Origin of the sequence: Mesorhizobium sp. IMUNJ 23232, assembly GCF_044326205.1 — a bacterium.
Lineage (GTDB): Bacteria > Pseudomonadota > Alphaproteobacteria > Rhizobiales > Rhizobiaceae > Kumtagia.
Window position 1 is genome coordinate 63,807 of the sequence record NZ_JBIRCY010000037.1, and the last position, 15,041, is coordinate 78,847.

At 64.2% G+C, this 15,041-nt stretch carries 12 protein-coding genes; 7 read left to right on the plus strand and 5 right to left on the minus strand.

Going from position 1 to position 15,041, the window contains the following annotated elements:
• Positions 1-359 precede the first annotated feature (359 nt).
• Positions 360-1,334, minus strand: coding sequence for an alpha/beta fold hydrolase (locus ACH196_RS24155; RefSeq protein ID WP_396649490.1), 975 nt, complete (start codon positions 1,332-1,334; stop codon positions 360-362).
• Between the two features lie 54 nt (positions 1,335-1,388).
• Here ACH196_RS24155 and ACH196_RS24160 point away from each other — a divergent pair, with 54 nt between their 5' ends.
• The 3 genes from ACH196_RS24160 (at position 1,389) to ACH196_RS24170 (ending at position 4,001) form a co-directional block, all read left to right on the plus strand.
• Entirely contained in the window at positions 1,389-1,892 is a 504-nt protein-coding gene (locus ACH196_RS24160; RefSeq protein ID WP_396649491.1) for a hypothetical protein, read from the plus strand.
• 242 nt (positions 1,893-2,134) lie between these two features.
• Positions 2,135-3,082 carry a hypothetical protein gene (locus tag ACH196_RS24165; protein ID WP_396649492.1) on the plus strand — a complete coding sequence of 316 codons (948 nt, stop codon included), beginning with the start codon at positions 2,135-2,137 and terminating at the stop codon, positions 3,080-3,082.
• Positions 3,083-3,530: 448 nt separating this feature from the next.
• A complete protein-coding gene (locus ACH196_RS24170; RefSeq protein WP_396649493.1) occupies positions 3,531-4,001 on the plus strand; it encodes an Hsp20 family protein in 471 nt (156 codons plus the stop codon).
• A gap of 58 nt (positions 4,002-4,059) precedes the next feature.
• Here ACH196_RS24170 and ACH196_RS24175 read toward each other — a convergent pair whose 3' ends face one another.
• Together ACH196_RS24175 and ACH196_RS24180 are read right to left on the minus strand one after the other, a co-directional pair.
• Complete coding sequence (locus ACH196_RS24175) at positions 4,060-4,455, minus strand: YybH family protein (RefSeq protein ID WP_396649494.1); 396 nt, start codon at positions 4,453-4,455, stop codon at positions 4,060-4,062.
• Between the two features lie 191 nt (positions 4,456-4,646).
• Positions 4,647-5,696 carry a threonine aldolase family protein gene (locus tag ACH196_RS24180; protein WP_396649504.1) on the minus strand — a complete coding sequence of 350 codons (1,050 nt, stop codon included), beginning with the start codon at positions 5,694-5,696 and terminating at the stop codon, positions 4,647-4,649.
• 462 nt (positions 5,697-6,158) lie between these two features.
• Between ACH196_RS24180 and gltB the strand changes: the two genes are divergently transcribed.
• From gltB to ACH196_RS24200, 4 genes are all read left to right on the plus strand, one after another.
• The gene (gltB, locus tag ACH196_RS24185; RefSeq protein ID WP_396649495.1) at positions 6,159-10,862 is read left to right on the plus strand and encodes a glutamate synthase large subunit; all 4,704 of its coding nucleotides are present in this window, start codon (positions 6,159-6,161) and stop codon (positions 10,860-10,862) included.
• A gap of 68 nt (positions 10,863-10,930) precedes the next feature.
• The gene (locus ACH196_RS24190; protein WP_396649496.1) at positions 10,931-11,176 is read left to right on the plus strand and encodes a DUF433 domain-containing protein; all 246 of its coding nucleotides are present in this window, start codon (positions 10,931-10,933) and stop codon (positions 11,174-11,176) included.
• 2 nt (positions 11,177-11,178) lie between these two features.
• Positions 11,179-11,559: a DUF5615 family PIN-like protein gene (locus tag ACH196_RS24195; RefSeq protein WP_396649497.1), complete on the plus strand. Its 381-nt coding sequence runs from the start codon at positions 11,179-11,181 to the stop codon at positions 11,557-11,559.
• A 1-nt stretch (position 11,560) separates the two neighbouring features.
• Positions 11,561-13,015 carry a glutamate synthase subunit beta gene (locus ACH196_RS24200; RefSeq protein WP_396649498.1) on the plus strand — a complete coding sequence of 485 codons (1,455 nt, stop codon included), beginning with the start codon at positions 11,561-11,563 and terminating at the stop codon, positions 13,013-13,015.
• Positions 13,016-13,034: 19 nt separating this feature from the next.
• Here the strand turns inward: ACH196_RS24200 and ACH196_RS24205 are convergent, their stop codons facing one another.
• Together ACH196_RS24205 and ACH196_RS24210 are read right to left on the minus strand one after the other, a co-directional pair.
• A complete protein-coding gene (locus tag ACH196_RS24205) occupies positions 13,035-14,303 on the minus strand; it encodes a DUF459 domain-containing protein (RefSeq protein WP_396649499.1) in 1,269 nt (422 codons plus the stop codon).
• A partial coding sequence (locus tag ACH196_RS24210; RefSeq protein ID WP_396649500.1) for an IS481 family transposase occupies positions 14,293-15,041 on the minus strand: 749 nt, incomplete at its 5' end. The genes ACH196_RS24210 and ACH196_RS24205, both read right to left, overlap by 11 nt.

The following is a 15,041-nucleotide window of genomic DNA, read 5'->3' on the forward strand; positions in this document are numbered from 1 at the left end:
GATTCTGCACCGGCTTTGAAGCTTCGCTTCCGAGGCATGGATTCCCGACACTCTCCGCTCGCTTCGCTCGCTCACGAGGTCGGGAATGACGACACTCATGATCTGCTCCGGCTAATCTCCAACCTTGACGATTAGCTGAAACGGAAGGTGACTGTCGTCATTCCCGACCTCGTGAGCGAGCGAAGCGAGCGGAGAGTGTCGGGAATCCATGCCTCGTGGGTGATGAAGTCAAAGTGGGTGCAGGAAATGCCGCACAATCGGCGAAGGGAAGCCAAACGCTGCGAGATGTGATCCGACAGCTCGCGGGAAGGTGATTGGAGAGAGGTAAATTCGATCGTCTTGCGAACCCCGCTGGTTGCTCAGGCCGAAACCTTCTCACTCTGCTCCGCCCCCGATCCCGGCACAAAAGCGTTGAAGGCCGCGAGCAACTGCTCGCGATAAAGATCGGCCTCCTGCAAAATCTCGTGGCGCGAGCCGTCTATGGTGATCAGCGAAGCGGTTTTCAGCCTTCGCGCATAGTCCTCGATCGCCTCGGTCGACACCACCTCGTCCGCCCCGGCCGCGATGAACAGTGAGGGAATTTTGAAGCCGGCGATGAAGGCGGGGTCCTGTACCTTTTCCGACGCGATTGCTGCGGCGCGCACCCAGGAGACGGTCGGGCCGCCCAGCGCCAGCCCGGGATGCGTCAGGTAAAGCAGCGTGTTGCGCTGGAACCGCGCCTCGTCGGTCGTCAGCTTGTTGGTGGAAAACAGCGGCGGGCCGGGCGGTCGCTTGCCGCCAAAGGCGTAGAGCCGGCGAATGCCGACCCAATAGAACACATTCATCAGCCGCTTGATGTTCTTCGTCGACAGCGGCAGGCCGCTGGCGCCGAGGAACGGCGCGACCAGCACCATGCGCCGCACCTTGCCTGCGAAGGAGGGCGCGGCCATGAGCGCGATCAGCGAGCCGGTCGAATGCGCCAGTACGAAATAGGGGCCGGGGCAGTCGCGTTCGACGATCTCGGCGAAGAACTGCCTGAGGTCGGCGACATAGTCGTCGAAGCTGACGACATGGCCGCGCATCGGGTCGCGCATCAGCCGGTCGGACGCGCCTTGGCCGCGCCAGTCCATGATGGCGCTGCCCAGTCCCATGCCGGCCAGATCGCGGATCGTCTCGAAATATTTCTCGATGCATTCGTTGCGGCCGCTGAGCACGATCACCGTCCCGCGCGACGGCGCCTCGTTCGGCGCGAAGCAGGCATAGCGCAGGCGAAAACCGTCCGGCGTGCGGAAGAAACCGCCCGAGGCGTTGTCCGGAACGGGATTGCCGGGGATTTCGAAGAAGAAGTCGGTCATCGAAGCAGCTCGCGCCGGGGCGATTTGGTCGCAAGGTAGGAGCTTATCGCCCGATTGCAAAGAAAACGTCTGGCCTTGGGCTGGTATGTGCTGCTGCATGTTCCGACCATTCGTGCCGTCCCTTACCCGCCGGTCGGTATCCTCTCCCCGTTTTTGGCTATAATGTTCACACATTTCAAAGCCGACTTTCTGTTCGCGCGATGGTGTGAGATTTTCTGCATCGGCTTTGATTTCGACACCGTCGAGGCATGGATTCCCGACACTCTCCGCTCGCTTCGCTCGCTCACGAGGTCGAGAATGACGACAATCATGGTTTGCCTCGGATTCGAAGCTACAAAGCCGGTGCGGAATCTGCTGCGCTGGAGAACTGGCGAGCCGCAGCTAAAATCCAGGATGCGTGAATATGATCGCCACAAGGGTAATGATGGGCAAAGAGGCGACGGAAGCCGCCGGTTGTCATACGCGAATCCCCTGCACCACGGGGTCGTCCCGGTCGCCGCTTTTGCCGGCCTCTTAGGTCATGCTTGTTCCGCCAAAATCCACGCGGGTTGCGGCTAACCATCTGTTTCTGCTTGGCTTTACAAGCATGACATTGTTTTCGAAGGGCCTTGCGCCCAGGCTGGGAAGGCCCTGAGGCGAGCCGCTACCTCTCGAAAAATCAAGCCTTTTCAATGTGTTGCGCTGTCGGCGTGACGGCGCTTCGCCTTTCCGCCGTTGTCAAGGATTATTTTCTTAGGACACTTGCATATGTTCCCGATATGTTCCATATTGGATGCCGGCCTTGTCCGGAGGAGGCGGCGATGGACCTGATGGACGCAAGTGCAACGATCGAACGATACCGGGGAGCGCTGAAGCATATCCTCTTGATGCTCGTGGGCATGGCCGAGATGGGGTTTGGCAGGCCATTGTCGCTGGTGCTCGGGGAAGCCGCCGTCGCTCCGAGACCGGGACGGGCGGGAAAGACCGGGCGGAACAAGCCGTCTCCGGCGCTTTGCCTGCCCCGCCACCTCTACCGCGCCATTCTTCTGTTGCTGCGCCCGGCCGAATCCGCCGCACGGCGGCTGATCATCGCGGTGGCGCAAGGCATCGTGGTGACGCTGCCGCCGTTTCGTCCGCGCAAGCCGAACCCAAAAATTTCCGACACGGTGGCCGCCATGCGCCGCCTCGGCCTTGCCGTCGCCCTGTCGCAGGAGGATTTTGCCCGCTATGAAGCCGAGCGGAAGGCAGCCGAACTTCGCGCCTCTCGCCCGCGTGGACAAAACCTTTCGCTGCTCGATCCTCTGAAATATCCGTTCCGCATCCGCCGCAACTATGTGCCGGCGCACGCCGTGCCGCGCATCCGCTCGCTCGACGACGATGCGCCACGCATCCCCCTGCCGCCGCCGCCATCGCGCGACGATCCGATGAACGCGGCGAAGCTGACGCTCAGGCTCGACGCGCTCGGTCAGGCACTCGACGATCTTCCCGGCCAGGCGCAGCGTTTCGCCCGCTGGAAGGCGCGCAACGACGCAGGCCTTCAGCGCGACAAGGCGGCCCGCGACGCGGCGGCAGCGAGCGGCAAGCCGGGTCCGGTCCGGTTCCGGCGTTTTTCGCCGCTGCGGCGCGGGCGTCCGCCGGGCGGAAGATTGCCGCGCTTCGACCCGGACGCCCCGAAACGCAAGAACATCCGCGAGGTCGACGAGATTCTGGCGCATGCCAATGCGATGGCGTACTACGCGCTGGAGCCGCCGAGGCGCAACTCGTCATGACGGCAGCGCCCCTGACACGAAAGCCGAAGCATCGAGTGCCAGCGCGGATTTTCGCGGCTTGGCGAGGAGAAGGCGCGTCCGCAGATTCCGGCGGCAAGAATGGAATAGGCCGGAAGCCGCTTTCGCGACTTCCGGCCCTTTGTCGATCCGGGCGGAAGGGACGTTACACCCGGCTCGGCTCCCTGGCGTTGCACCGGGACGCATCGCTTTCTGTTGATGCCAGATGACTTTAGCCGGGCCTTGCTGAACGCAGGCCGAAGGCAAGGTTCATCCGCCGTTCATGAGCGCAAACGATTTGCGCGCCGGAAAATTCCTTGAAATGCCGATTTCGCCCACCCAGATATCTTTTGCGGTCGCCACTCAAGGGGCCGCTGGTCCATGCGGAAGGCCGAAGACGGGTTTCGCGACGGGCCAAACGCCAAAATGTTGCTCAACAGGAGAACAGACCATGCGTCATGTCGATTTTTCCCCTCTCTATCGTTCCACTGTCGGTTTCGACCGGCTCTTCACCATGCTGGATTCGCTTGGCCAGCCCGAGAGCGCTTCGCCCAGCTATCCGCCCTACAACATCGAGCGTACCGGCGAGGATTCCTACCGCATCTCCATGGCGGTGGCTGGTTTCTCCGACAGCGAGATCGACATCCAGTCGCACCGCAACGTGCTCAGCGTGAAGGGTGAGCGCAAGGAAGAGGGCAACGGCGAAGGCAGCGAAGTGATCTATCGCGGCATTGCCGCCCGCTCCTTCGAGCGCCGCTTCCAGCTTGCCGACCATGTCGAGGTGACGGGTGCGGCCCTCAAGAACGGCCTTCTGCACATCGATCTCAAGCGCAACGTTCCCGAGGAACTGAAGCCGCGCAAGATCGCGATCACCAACGCGTCGGCGAAAGCCAAGCAGATCGGGGCGAACACCGTCAACTAAGACGGCTTCGCATCCTCCCGCGGGCGGCGCCTTCTGGGCGCCGCTTTGCGTTTGTGGGTCACTGATCCGATTTCAGCATGTCGGCGTGGCGGTGAACCAGCTTCCATTCGCCGTCCTCGCGGCGGAACAGTTCGGTGACGCGCAGATCCATCGGCACCGAACGGCCGTTCAGCTCGACGATCGCCCGTTGCAGGCCACTCCAGTAGGCGATGTCGCCGCCCTCGGCCTCCTGGTAGACCTCGAACTGGCTCTCGCCGTCCTTGCCGAACTGCGCCGCGCCCGCTGCATAAGCCTGCCGCACCGGCTCCGGACCGCGCACGGCCTTGCCGTCGGGGCCGAAGAACCCCGCCGGCTTGCGCGTCGTGCTGAGGGCCAGCACCGCGTCGCCTTCGCCGCGGCAATAGGCGCTGGCGGCATTCTCACGCTGCTTCATGAATTCGCTGAAAGTTTTCATGCGGAGGCTCCTCTGCTTTCCATCGGAAGGCAGTTAGGCTCCTCGTGTTCCCACTCTCAACGGCAGAGGGAGGCGATTGGTGACAGTTCTGGCAGGAGACGCGTCCGGCGCGCGCCCGGGCAGGTCAGTGCCGGAGGCGACCAGCATGCCCGAGGGAAAGGAACATATGTGAGGGCGCAGTTGCGGAGTTCCTACCCGATCAGGCCGCCGAACCTGTCCACCTCATCCGCCGTCGTGGCAAAGCTGGTGACCAGCCGGCAGAGGGTTTCGTCGGCCGCGATCGGATCGGCAAAACCGTGCGGCGGGCGCCAGTCGTAGAAGGCGGCGCCGGCGGCGAGAGCGCTGGCCATGGTATCTTTCCTGATGATCGGAAACACCTCGTTGGCCTGCGGCTCCCAGGCGAGCCGCGCATTCTTCGAATTTTGGAAAGCGTCCGCCAGCCGGGCGGCCATTGCGTTGGCGTGGGCCGCCGTCTCCAGCCACAGCCCGTCGGCGAAATAGGCATAGAACTGCGCGGCGATGAAACGCGACTTCGAGAAGAGCTGTGCGCCGCGCTTGCGGATGAACGAAAATTCCTCAGCCTTCGTCCGGTCGAAGAGAACGACCGCCTCGGCGCACCAGCAGCCGTTCTTGGTGCCGCCGAAGGAGAGGATGTCGACGCCGCGCTTCCAGGTCATTTCGGCGGGTGTCGTCCCGAGCGAGACCAGCGCGTTGGCGAAGCGTGCGCCGTCCATATGCAGCGGCAGACCATATTTTTTCGCGACGGCCGAGAGCGCCGCAATATTGTCCAGCGAATAGACGGTTCCCGACTCGGTCGCCTGTGTCATCGTGACCGCGATCGGCCGGCCGGCGTGGACAAAAGTCGGCACGAAGCGGCCGATGGCGCGGTCGAGGTTTTCGGCAGTCATCCGACCCGTCGGCCCGTCGACCGCGAACAGCCGCGAGCCGCCGGAGAAATATTCGGGCGCGCCGCATTCGTCGTCCATCACATGCGCCTCGCGATGGCAGAACGAGATTCCTCCGGGACGATTGAACAGCGTCAGCGACAGCGAATTCGCCGCCGTGCCGGTGCCGACGAAGAACACGTCGACCTCGCGCTCGAAGATTTCATTGAATTTTTCGGCCACCTTTTTGTCGAGCGTCCCATTGCCATAGGCCGCTTCGAACCCGCCGGCATGGCGCGAAAGGCTCTCGGCTACCTTGGGATGGGCGCCGGCCCAGTTGTCGGAGGAAAAATGCATGAAACGGCCCATGAAGCTTGTCTGGCGGGAGCCGGGACAAGACCGGATTTGACCGGCGGTTTCAAGGGCCAGCGGGTGCGATCGCACGGCCAGGCGTCGCCGAACGCTGCGACTGGAAGTTGCGCGACTGGCGGTACTTGGCGACAGATTATTTCGCAACTCCTCTCGATTGTTTTCGATTCGGTCTTGTGCGCGACCGCAATATCTGCCATAACAAATTTAGGACAGCAGTGCTGTCTTATTTATCCGCGCAGTGGCCGCCGGATCGAGCGTTGAAAACGCCTCGTTTCCGGCCAGTTCTGTGAGATGCGTCCGCTTGCCGGATTGACACGGGTCCGGCCTACGGATGCTATCCACTAGCAGGCCGCCAGCGGTGAATTTCGATACGAACGCCCGTACCTGCCTTCGCGGCGCCCTCCGGCGGCGCGGCAGGCAGGGAGCCGGAACGAACGGAGGCTGACCATGACGGACATGACATCTTCGACGCGCGCGCATCAGACTGCCGCCACGACGAATGCCGCCGCCGTCAAACGCGCCACCGAAAACGGCCTCTACGATCCGCGCAACGAGCATGATGCCTGCGGCGTGGGCTTCATCGCGCAGATGAAGGGCGTCAAGTCGCACCAGATCGTCAAGGACGGGCTGTTCATGCTGAACAACCTGACGCATCGCGGCGCCGTGGGTTCCGATCCGCTGATGGGCGACGGCGCCGGCGTGCTGGTGCAGATTCCTGACCGGTTCTTCCGCGAGGAGATGGCCAAGCAGGGCATCGACCTGCCGCCCGCCGGGCAATATGGCGTCGGCCACTGGTTCATGCCGCAGGACGCGGCGATGCGCGCGCATGTCAACGAGATCATCGCGGAGTCCGCGCAGTCCGAGGGCCTGCCTCTGCTTGGGTTTAGGGACGTGCCGGTCGACAACTCCTCGCTGTCCAAGGCGCCGGACATCGCGGCGGCCGAGCCCTTCCATCGCCAGGTTTTCATCGGCCGCACGCCGGAGATCGACAGCGACGAGGAATACGAGGCGCGGCTCTACCTCCTGCGCAAGGTGATTTCCGGCCGCATCTATGCGGAGAACAACAACAGGGACATCGGCGCCTATTGCGTGTCGCTGTCGGCGCGCACCATCGTCTACAAGGGCATGTTCCTGGCCTATCAGGTGGGCGCCTACTACAAGGACCTGTCGGACCCGCGCTTCGAGACGGCGCTGATCCTTGTCCACCAGCGGTTCTCCACCAACACCTTCCCGTCGTGGAAGCTGGCGCACCCCTATCGCATGGTCGCCCACAATGGCGAGATCAACACCGTGCGCGGCAACAACAACTGGATGGCGGCCCGCCAGGCGTCGGTCGACAGCGAGCTGTTCGGCAACGACATCTCGAAGCTTTGGCCGATCTCCTATGAGGGGCAGTCGGACACGGCCTGCTTCGACAATGCGCTCGAGTTTCTGTTCCAGGGTGGCTACAGGCTCGCCCACGCGATGATGATGCTGATCCCGGAAGCCTGGGCCGGCAACAAGTCGATGCCGGCCGACCGCAAGGCTTTCTACGAATATCACGCCGCGCTGATGGAGCCGTGGGACGGGCCGGCGGCGGTTGCCTTCACCGATGGACGCCAGATCGGCGCGACGCTTGACCGCAACGGCCTGCGGCCGGCGCGCTACATGGTGACTGATGACGACCGGGTGATTTTGGCGTCCGAGGCCGGCGCGCTGCCGGTCGAGGAGAAGCACATCGTCCAGAAGTGGCGGCTGCAGCCGGGCAAGATGCTGCTGATCGACCTCGCCAAGGGACGCATCATTTCCGACGATGAGATCAAGGCGGAGATCGCCGGCAGGCATCCCTACAAGGAGTGGCTGGGCCGCACCCAGCTCATCCTCGAGGAGTTGAAGCCGGTCGAGCCGCGGGCGCTGCGCAAGGACGTGACGCTGCTCGATCGCCAGCAGGCGTTCGGCTACACGCAGGAAGACACCAAGCTTCTGATGTCGCCGATGGCGACAACCGGCCAGGAGGCCGTGGGTTCGATGGGCACCGACACGCCGATCTCGGCGATGTCGGACAAGTCGAAGATGCTCTACACCTACTTCAAGCAGAATTTCGCGCAGGTCACCAACCCGCCGATCGACCCGATCCGCGAGGAACTGGTGATGAGCCTGGTGTCGTTCATCGGACCGCGGCCGAACATTCTCGACCTGGTCGGCACCTCGCGCCGCAAGCGGCTCGAGGTGCGCCAGCCGATCCTGACCAATGGCGACCTGGAGAAGATCCGCTCCATCGGCCACACCGAGGACAGTTTCGACACCAAGACGATCGACATCACCTATTCCGCGACCGAGGGCGCGGCGGGCATGCGCGGCGCGCTGGAGCGGCTGTGCGAGCGCGCCGAAGCGGCCGTCGCGGGGCGCTACAACATCATCGTGCTGTCCGACCGGCAGGTCGGGCCGGACCGCATCGCCATTCCGGCGTTGCTGGCGACGGCGGCCGTCCACCATCATCTGGTGCGCAAGGGGTTGCGCACTTCCGTTGGCCTCGTTGTCGAATCCGGCGAGCCGCGCGAGGTGCATCACTTCTGCTGCCTGGCCGGCTACGGCGCCGAGGCGATCAACCCCTACCTTGCCTTCGACACGCTGCTCGACATGCACAAGCGCGGCGAGATGCCGAAGGAGGTCGACCCCTACGAGATCGTCTCGCGCTACATCAAGTCGATCGGCAAGGGCATTTTGAAGGTCATGTCCAAGATGGGCATCTCGACCTACCAGTCCTATTGCGGGGCGCAGATCTTCGATGCCGTCGGGCTCAAGAGCGATTTCATCGAGCAATATTTCACCGGCACCGCCTCGCTGATCGAGGGTGTCGGGCTGGACGAGGTCGCGGCGGAGACGGCGAGCCGCCACACGGACGCCTTCGGTGACGATCCGGTGCTGCGCAGCGCGCTTGAGGTGGGCGGAGAATATCTGTTCCGCATGCGCGGCGAGGCGCATGTCTGGTCGCCGGACGCGGTGGCCTCGCTTCAACACGCCGTTCGGCAAAACTCGTGGAGCACCTTCAAGGAGTTTTCCGAGCAGATCGACAGCCAGGCGGCGTGGGCGAAGTCGATCCGCGGCTTGTTCAAGGTCCGGCTGGCGGAGGAGACCGGCCGCAAGACGGTAGCACTCGAAGAGGTGATGCCGGCGGCCGAGATCGTCCGGCGGTTCTCGACTGGCGCAATGTCGTTCGGTTCGATCAGCCGCGAAGCGCATTCGACGCTGGCGCGGGCGATGAACAGGATCGGCGGCAAGTCGAACACCGGAGAGGGCGGCGAGGAGCCCGACCGCTACCTGCCGCTGCCGGGCGGCGGGGCCAACCCCGAGCGCTCGGCCATCAAGCAGGTGGCCTCGGGCCGCTTCGGCGTGACGGCGGAGTATCTCGTCAACTCCGACATGATGCAGATCAAGGTAGCGCAGGGCGCCAAGCCCGGCGAGGGCGGGCAATTGCCTGGCCACAAGGTGGACGCGACCATCGCCAAGACCCGGCATTCGACGCCGGGCGTCGGCCTGATCTCGCCGCCGCCGCACCACGACATCTATTCGATCGAGGATCTGGCGCAGCTCATCTTCGACCTGAAGAACGTCAACCCGGCGGCGGATGTGTCGGTCAAGCTGGTCTCCGAGGTCGGCGTCGGCACGGTTGCGGCGGGCGTCGCCAAGGCGCGCGCCGACCATATCACCATCGCCGGCTATGACGGCGGCACCGGCGCCTCGCCGCTGACCTCGCTGAAACATGCGGGTTCGCCCTGGGAGATGGGGCTTGCCGAGACGCACCAGACCCTGGTGCTGAACGGGCTGCGCAGCCGTGTCGCGCTGCAGGTCGACGGCGGCTTGCGGACGGGGCGCGACGTGGTCATCGGCGCGCTGCTCGGGGCCGACGAGTTCGGCTTCTCGACGGCGCCGCTGATCGCTGCCGGCTGCATCATGATGCGCAAGTGCCACTTGAACACCTGCCCGGTCGGTGTCGCCACCCAGGACCCGGTGCTGCGCAAGCGCTTCAAGGGCACGCCAGAGCACGTCATCAACTATTTCTTCTTCGTGGCGGAAGAGGTGCGCGAACTGCTTGCCGAAATGGGTTTTTCCCATCTCGACCAGATCGTCGGCGCCTCCGACCTTTTGGAGAAGCGGGACGTTATCGACCATTGGAAGTCGAAGGGTCTCGATTTTAGCCGCATGTTCTTCAAGCCGGACGCGCCGGCCGAAGCCACGCACTGGACCGAGCGGCAAAAACATCCGATCGACGATGTGCTCGACCGCAGGCTGATCGAACTCGCTCGCCCCGCCCTGGAGAGCAAGCTGCCGGTGAAGATCGAGTTGCCGATCCGCAACGTCGACCGTTCCGCCGGCGCGATGCTGGCGGGCGAGGTCGCCAAGCGCTTCAAGCACAAGGGGCTGAAAGACGACACGATCTCGGTGAAGCTAATAGGCACGGCGGGCCAGTCCTTCGGCGCGTTCCTGACACGCGGCATATCGATCGAACTGGTCGGCGACGGCAACGACTACGTTGCCAAGGGCCTTTCCGGCGGCCGCATCGTGATCAGGCCTCCGGACGATTCGAAGATCGTTGCGGAGGACTCGATTATCGTCGGCAACACCGTGCTTTACGGCGCGATCGAGGGCGAATGCTACTTCCGCGGCGTCGCCGGCGAGCGGTTTGCCGTGCGCAACTCCGGCGCGGCGGCGGTGGTCGAGGGCGTCGGCGACCATGGCTGCGAATACATGACCGGCGGCGTGGTCGTCGTCATCGGCAAGACCGGCCGCAACTTCGCGGCCGGCATGTCCGGCGGCGTCGCCTATGTGCTCGACGAGGAAGGCGACTTCGCCGAGCGCTGCAACATGGCGATGGTCGAACTGGAGCCGGTCCCGGAAGAGGACGACATGCTGGAGAAGCTGCACCATCACGGCGGCGACCTTGCCCACAAGGGTCGTGTCGACGTGTCGGGCGACATGACCAAGCATGACGAGGAGCGGCTTGTGCAACTCATCTCCAACCACGCGCACTATACGGGCTCGACCCGCGCCAAGGCGATCCTGGAGGACTGGGCGACCTACCGGCCGAAATTCCGCAAGGTCATGCCGGTCGAATATCGCCGCGCCCTGCAGGAGATGGAGCGGCTGAGGATGAGCATCGCGGCGGAGTAGGTGACGGCAGGGCTTATGCTATACTTCGTCCGGCCTCGATACAGGTGACCTATTTGCGGACGATGACCATGAGAAATGCCGACAAACATCCGAAGATCGTTTCCACGCCGGAGACGATGTTCGGGAAGCCGCGGATCGACGGAACCCGAATTACGGTCGAGCACATTCTTCGGCGTTTGGCTGCGGGCTGGTCGATCGATGATATCATCGATCAGCATCCCTGGTTGACGAAGGAGGATATCCAGGCGGCGATCTCCTTTGCCGCCGATCATTTGGCGGGCTCCGTGCCTCCAGTTGTTCACGCGGCGGAGTGACTGTGAGATTTCTCGCTGACCAATGCGTTTGGCGAGTTGTTGTGGAAGCCCTGCGGGATATCGGCTGGGATGGAGATTGGATACACGAGATATCGCCGGGCCTTTCCGACCTGGAGATCGTGAAGCTTTCGTTGTCGGGAAGTTGCCCGATCGTCACCGAGGACGCGGATTTCGGTGATTTGATTTTTCGAGAGGGCTTGGAGGCCTACGGTGTCGTCAGGGTGCGCCTGTCAGCCTTCCAAGGCGAGAAGGTAAACACGGCATCCGACGTGGCTGGACGGATGGCGAGGTTAGGAGACGGTTTGATCGGACAGTTCACGACGATCGAGCCTAATCGGACACGGCAGCGTGCGTTGCCGGTCAAAGTGGTTGATAGGGACTAGAATGGGCAAGGTAACGGGTTTTCTCGAGATCGACCGGCAGGTGCACAAGTACCAGCCGGCTTCCGACCGCATCCGGCATTTCAAGGAATTCACCTTGCCGATGTCGGACAAGGAGGTCGAGAAACAGGCCGCGCGCTGCATGGATTGCGGCGTGCCGTTCTGCCACGGCCCGACGGGCTGCCCGATCCACAACCAGATCCCGGATTGGAACGACCTCGTCTACAACGGCGACTGGGAGAGTGCGATCCGCAATCTCCACACCACCAACAATTTCCCGGAGTTCACCGGCCGCATTTGCCCCGCACCCTGCGAGGAGGCCTGCACGCTGAACCTCGAGGACATCCCCGTCGCCATCAAGACGGTCGAGCAGGCGCTGGCCGACAAGGCCTACGAACTCGGCATGGTCCGGCCGCAGCCGCCGGAAGCCAAGACGGGCAAGTCGGTCGCGATCATCGGCTCCGGCCCGGCCGGCATGGCCGCCGCCCAGCAACTGGCGCGTGTCGGCCATGACGTGCATGTCTATGAGCGCGAGTCGAAGCCGGGCGGGCTGATGCGCTTCGGCATCCCGGACTTCAAGATGGAAAAGCACTTCATCGACCGGCGCGTCGAGCAGATGCAGGGCGAGGGCGTGACCTTCCATTGCGGCGTCAATGTCGGCGTCGACAGAAGCGTCGACGAACTGCTCGCCGAGCATGACGCTGTGCTCTATTGCGGCGGTTCGGAAACGCCGCGCCCCGCCGGCATTCCAGGAGCCGAATTCGAGGGTGTGCATGACGCGATGCCCTACCTCGTCCAGCAGAACAAGCGGGTCGGGCGCGAGGACATCCAGTCGGTCGCGTGGCCGTCGCAGCCGATCGTCGCGGGAGGCAAGCATGTGGTCGTCGTCGGCGGCGGCGATACGGCGTCCGACTGCGTCGGCACGGCGTTCCGCCAGGGGGCGGTGCGGGTGACGCAACTCGACATCCGTCCGCAGCCCCCTGAGAAGGAAAACAAGCTTGCGGTTTGGCCCTATTGGGCGACCAAGATGCGCACCTCTTCCTCGCAGGCGGAAGGCGCCGAGCGCGAGTTCCAGGTGGCAACGCTTGAGTTCATCGGCGAGGACGGCGCGCTGACCGGCGTAAAATGCTGCGAGGTGGACGAGAAACGGCAGCCGATCGCCGGCACCGAGTTCGTCATCCGCGCCGATCTCGCCTTCATCGCCATCGGCTTCGCCGGTCCGTTCTCGGACAGCGTGGTCAAGGATCTGGGCGGGCGCCTGCAGGTGATCAAGGACACGCGGCGCTCGACCAACATCGCCGCCAACGACAAGGATTACCGCACCAGCGTCGACAGGCTGTATGCCGCCGGCGATGTGCGGCGCGGCCAGTCGCTGGTCGTCTGGGCGATCCGCGAGGGCCGGCAGGCGGCGCAGTCGATCGACGAGGCGCTGATGGGGTCGTCCGTCCTGCCGCGCTGACGGCGCCGCGGAAAGGCGGTCATTTCGCCGGGTCGGCCGCAGGCGTGCCGGCTGGAGGGGCGGTGGCGGTTCCCGCCGGAACAGCGGAGGTTGTGGACGCTGCCGGGTCGCTTTTGCGCGGCCAGGAAAAATCGTCGGCGCGGCCGCTCACCGCCGCGGGCATCGAGCTTTCGGCGATGGGACCCTTACCGGCGGATCGGGATGCCGAGGCCGATGCGACGCTGGCTCCGAGAAGTTCCGCGCCGCCATCCAGCGCGGGATCGTCGAGTGCGATCGGTATCGTCCGGTCCAGCAGAACCGGCCCGCCAGGTTCGGCCGAAACCGATGGGATGCCTGCCGGGCCGGGCGGACCGATGCCTTCGCCGAGAAGCCGCTTGAGCGTCTTTTCGGTGTAGTAGGCGAGCTTGCGCTTGCCTGCGGCCGTCAGATTGATGCCGTCGCCGGCGCGCAGCCTGACCGGCTGACCGCTGATGTCCGGGCCGGTGGTGATGAAGGCTCCGTTCTCGTCGACAAAACCTTCCCAGACATCGATGAATTCCGCGCCGACGTCGGCTGCCACCTTGCGGTAGATTTCATTGAGCGCAAGCATGTCCGAAGCCGCTTTCGATGGCTTGAAGGGCGTGGTGCCGACCCAGACCAGGGGGAGATGCGTCTGGGACACCGCGCTGGCGAAACTTGCGGCGCGGGCGGAATATTCCCGCGTCCAGGCTTCCGAGCGCAGCGGCAGGCTGGTCTCGCCGACCCGCATCTGCTGGCGGTCGTTGGCGCCGACGAGGATCAATATTACGGCCGGCTTCTCCGCTTCGATGATGCCGGCGATCTCGCCGGGCCAGTCGAAATGATCCTCCCGCACGAAGCCCGACGAGCCGTTGGACCGGTCGGCGATGCGAACATTCGGCACGGTGGCGAAGGCGGCGTCCAGGCCTTCCGCCAATCCACCGGCGATGAAGTCGCCAACAACCAGGACAGTCTTTGCATCAGGTGCCTTGGGAAGAATGGCAACTTCGGGCTGGACCTCGCGTGAAGGGGCAGGCTTGCGCGCGGTACGCGCGGCAGGCGATTTCGCCCGAGGTCTGACCATCACGCCCGGCGGCGCCTTGTTTCGCGGATTGGCGCGCCGCGGGTTGCGTGGCATGAAGAGCTCGCGCAGCGACCACCACGGACGCACACGCTCCTGGGCGAAGACGGGAACAGGCGCCGTCGGCATGCCAGCGATGGCCAGGGTGACGACTGCGAACAGCGCCAGCAAAAAATGCCTGACCGCCGATGAGCGTCGCCTAACTGTCATTTCCAAGGACGTTGTCCTTGATCAATCTAGCTATGGGTGGTTTTCCGCCGAGGGCGGCGTGAGGTCTGCGGTTGTTGTAATCGCCGAGCCATGCAGGCATTGCGGCGGTTCGCTGTGCGGATGTCTCATAGGCTCGGGCGTAGAGCCATTCGCGCAGCGACGTCTGGATGAAGCGTTCGGCCTTGCCGTTGGTGCGCGGCGTGTAGGGGCGGGTGCGCTTGTGCTTTATGCCCTTGGCGACGAGCGTGTCGGCAAACAGGTGGCTTCTGTAGGCGGAGCCGTTGTCGGTCATGACGCGCTCGACGCTGACGCCGTGGTGCCGGAAGAAGACCAGCGCCCGCTCGAGGAAGGCTGTGGCGCTGGTCTTCTTCTCGTCGGGCAGGATTTCGGTGTAGGCCAGCCTGGAATTGTCGTCGATGGCGACGTGCAGCGCTTCCCAGCCGGCGCCACGCGACTTGCCCTGTCGCGGATCGCCGGTGATGCGGTGGCCGATGCCGTCGATACGCCCCAGCTTCTTGGTGTCGATGTGGATCAGTTCGCCAGGCTTGTCGCGCTCGTAGCGGATGACCGGTATCGGCGCATCGAGCGCGCGAAGCCGGCCGAGCCCGAGACGGCGCAGCGCCCTGCCCACCGTCGAGACGGGCCGGCCGAGGCGGCGCGCGATCATCGGTCCCGACAGCCGCTCGCGGCGCAATCGCTCGATCTCGGCCTCGGCAGCGCCATCAAGCCGGGAAGGGC

Excerpts from the sequence above, each read along its gene's own strand:
- ACH196_RS24155 (WP_396649490.1), bottom strand. The coding sequence starts at position 1,334 with ATGACCGACTTCTTCTTCGAAATCCCCGGCAATCCCGTTCCGGACAAC.
- ACH196_RS24165 (WP_396649492.1), top strand. The coding sequence starts at position 2,135 with ATGGACCTGATGGACGCAAGTGCAACGATCGAACGATACCGGGGAGCG.
- ACH196_RS24170 (WP_396649493.1), top strand. The coding sequence starts at position 3,531 with ATGCGTCATGTCGATTTTTCCCCTCTCTATCGTTCCACTGTCGGTTTC.
- ACH196_RS24175 (WP_396649494.1), bottom strand. The coding sequence starts at position 4,455 with ATGAAAACTTTCAGCGAATTCATGAAGCAGCGTGAGAATGCCGCCAGC.
- ACH196_RS24180 (WP_396649504.1), bottom strand. The coding sequence starts at position 5,696 with ATGCATTTTTCCTCCGACAACTGGGCCGGCGCCCATCCCAAGGTAGCC.
- gltB (WP_396649495.1), top strand. The coding sequence starts at position 6,159 with ATGACGGACATGACATCTTCGACGCGCGCGCATCAGACTGCCGCCACG.
- ACH196_RS24190 (WP_396649496.1), top strand. The coding sequence starts at position 10,931 with ATGAGAAATGCCGACAAACATCCGAAGATCGTTTCCACGCCGGAGACG.
- ACH196_RS24200 (WP_396649498.1), top strand. The coding sequence starts at position 11,561 with ATGGGCAAGGTAACGGGTTTTCTCGAGATCGACCGGCAGGTGCACAAG.
- ACH196_RS24205 (WP_396649499.1), bottom strand. The coding sequence starts at position 14,303 with ATGACAGTTAGGCGACGCTCATCGGCGGTCAGGCATTTTTTGCTGGCG.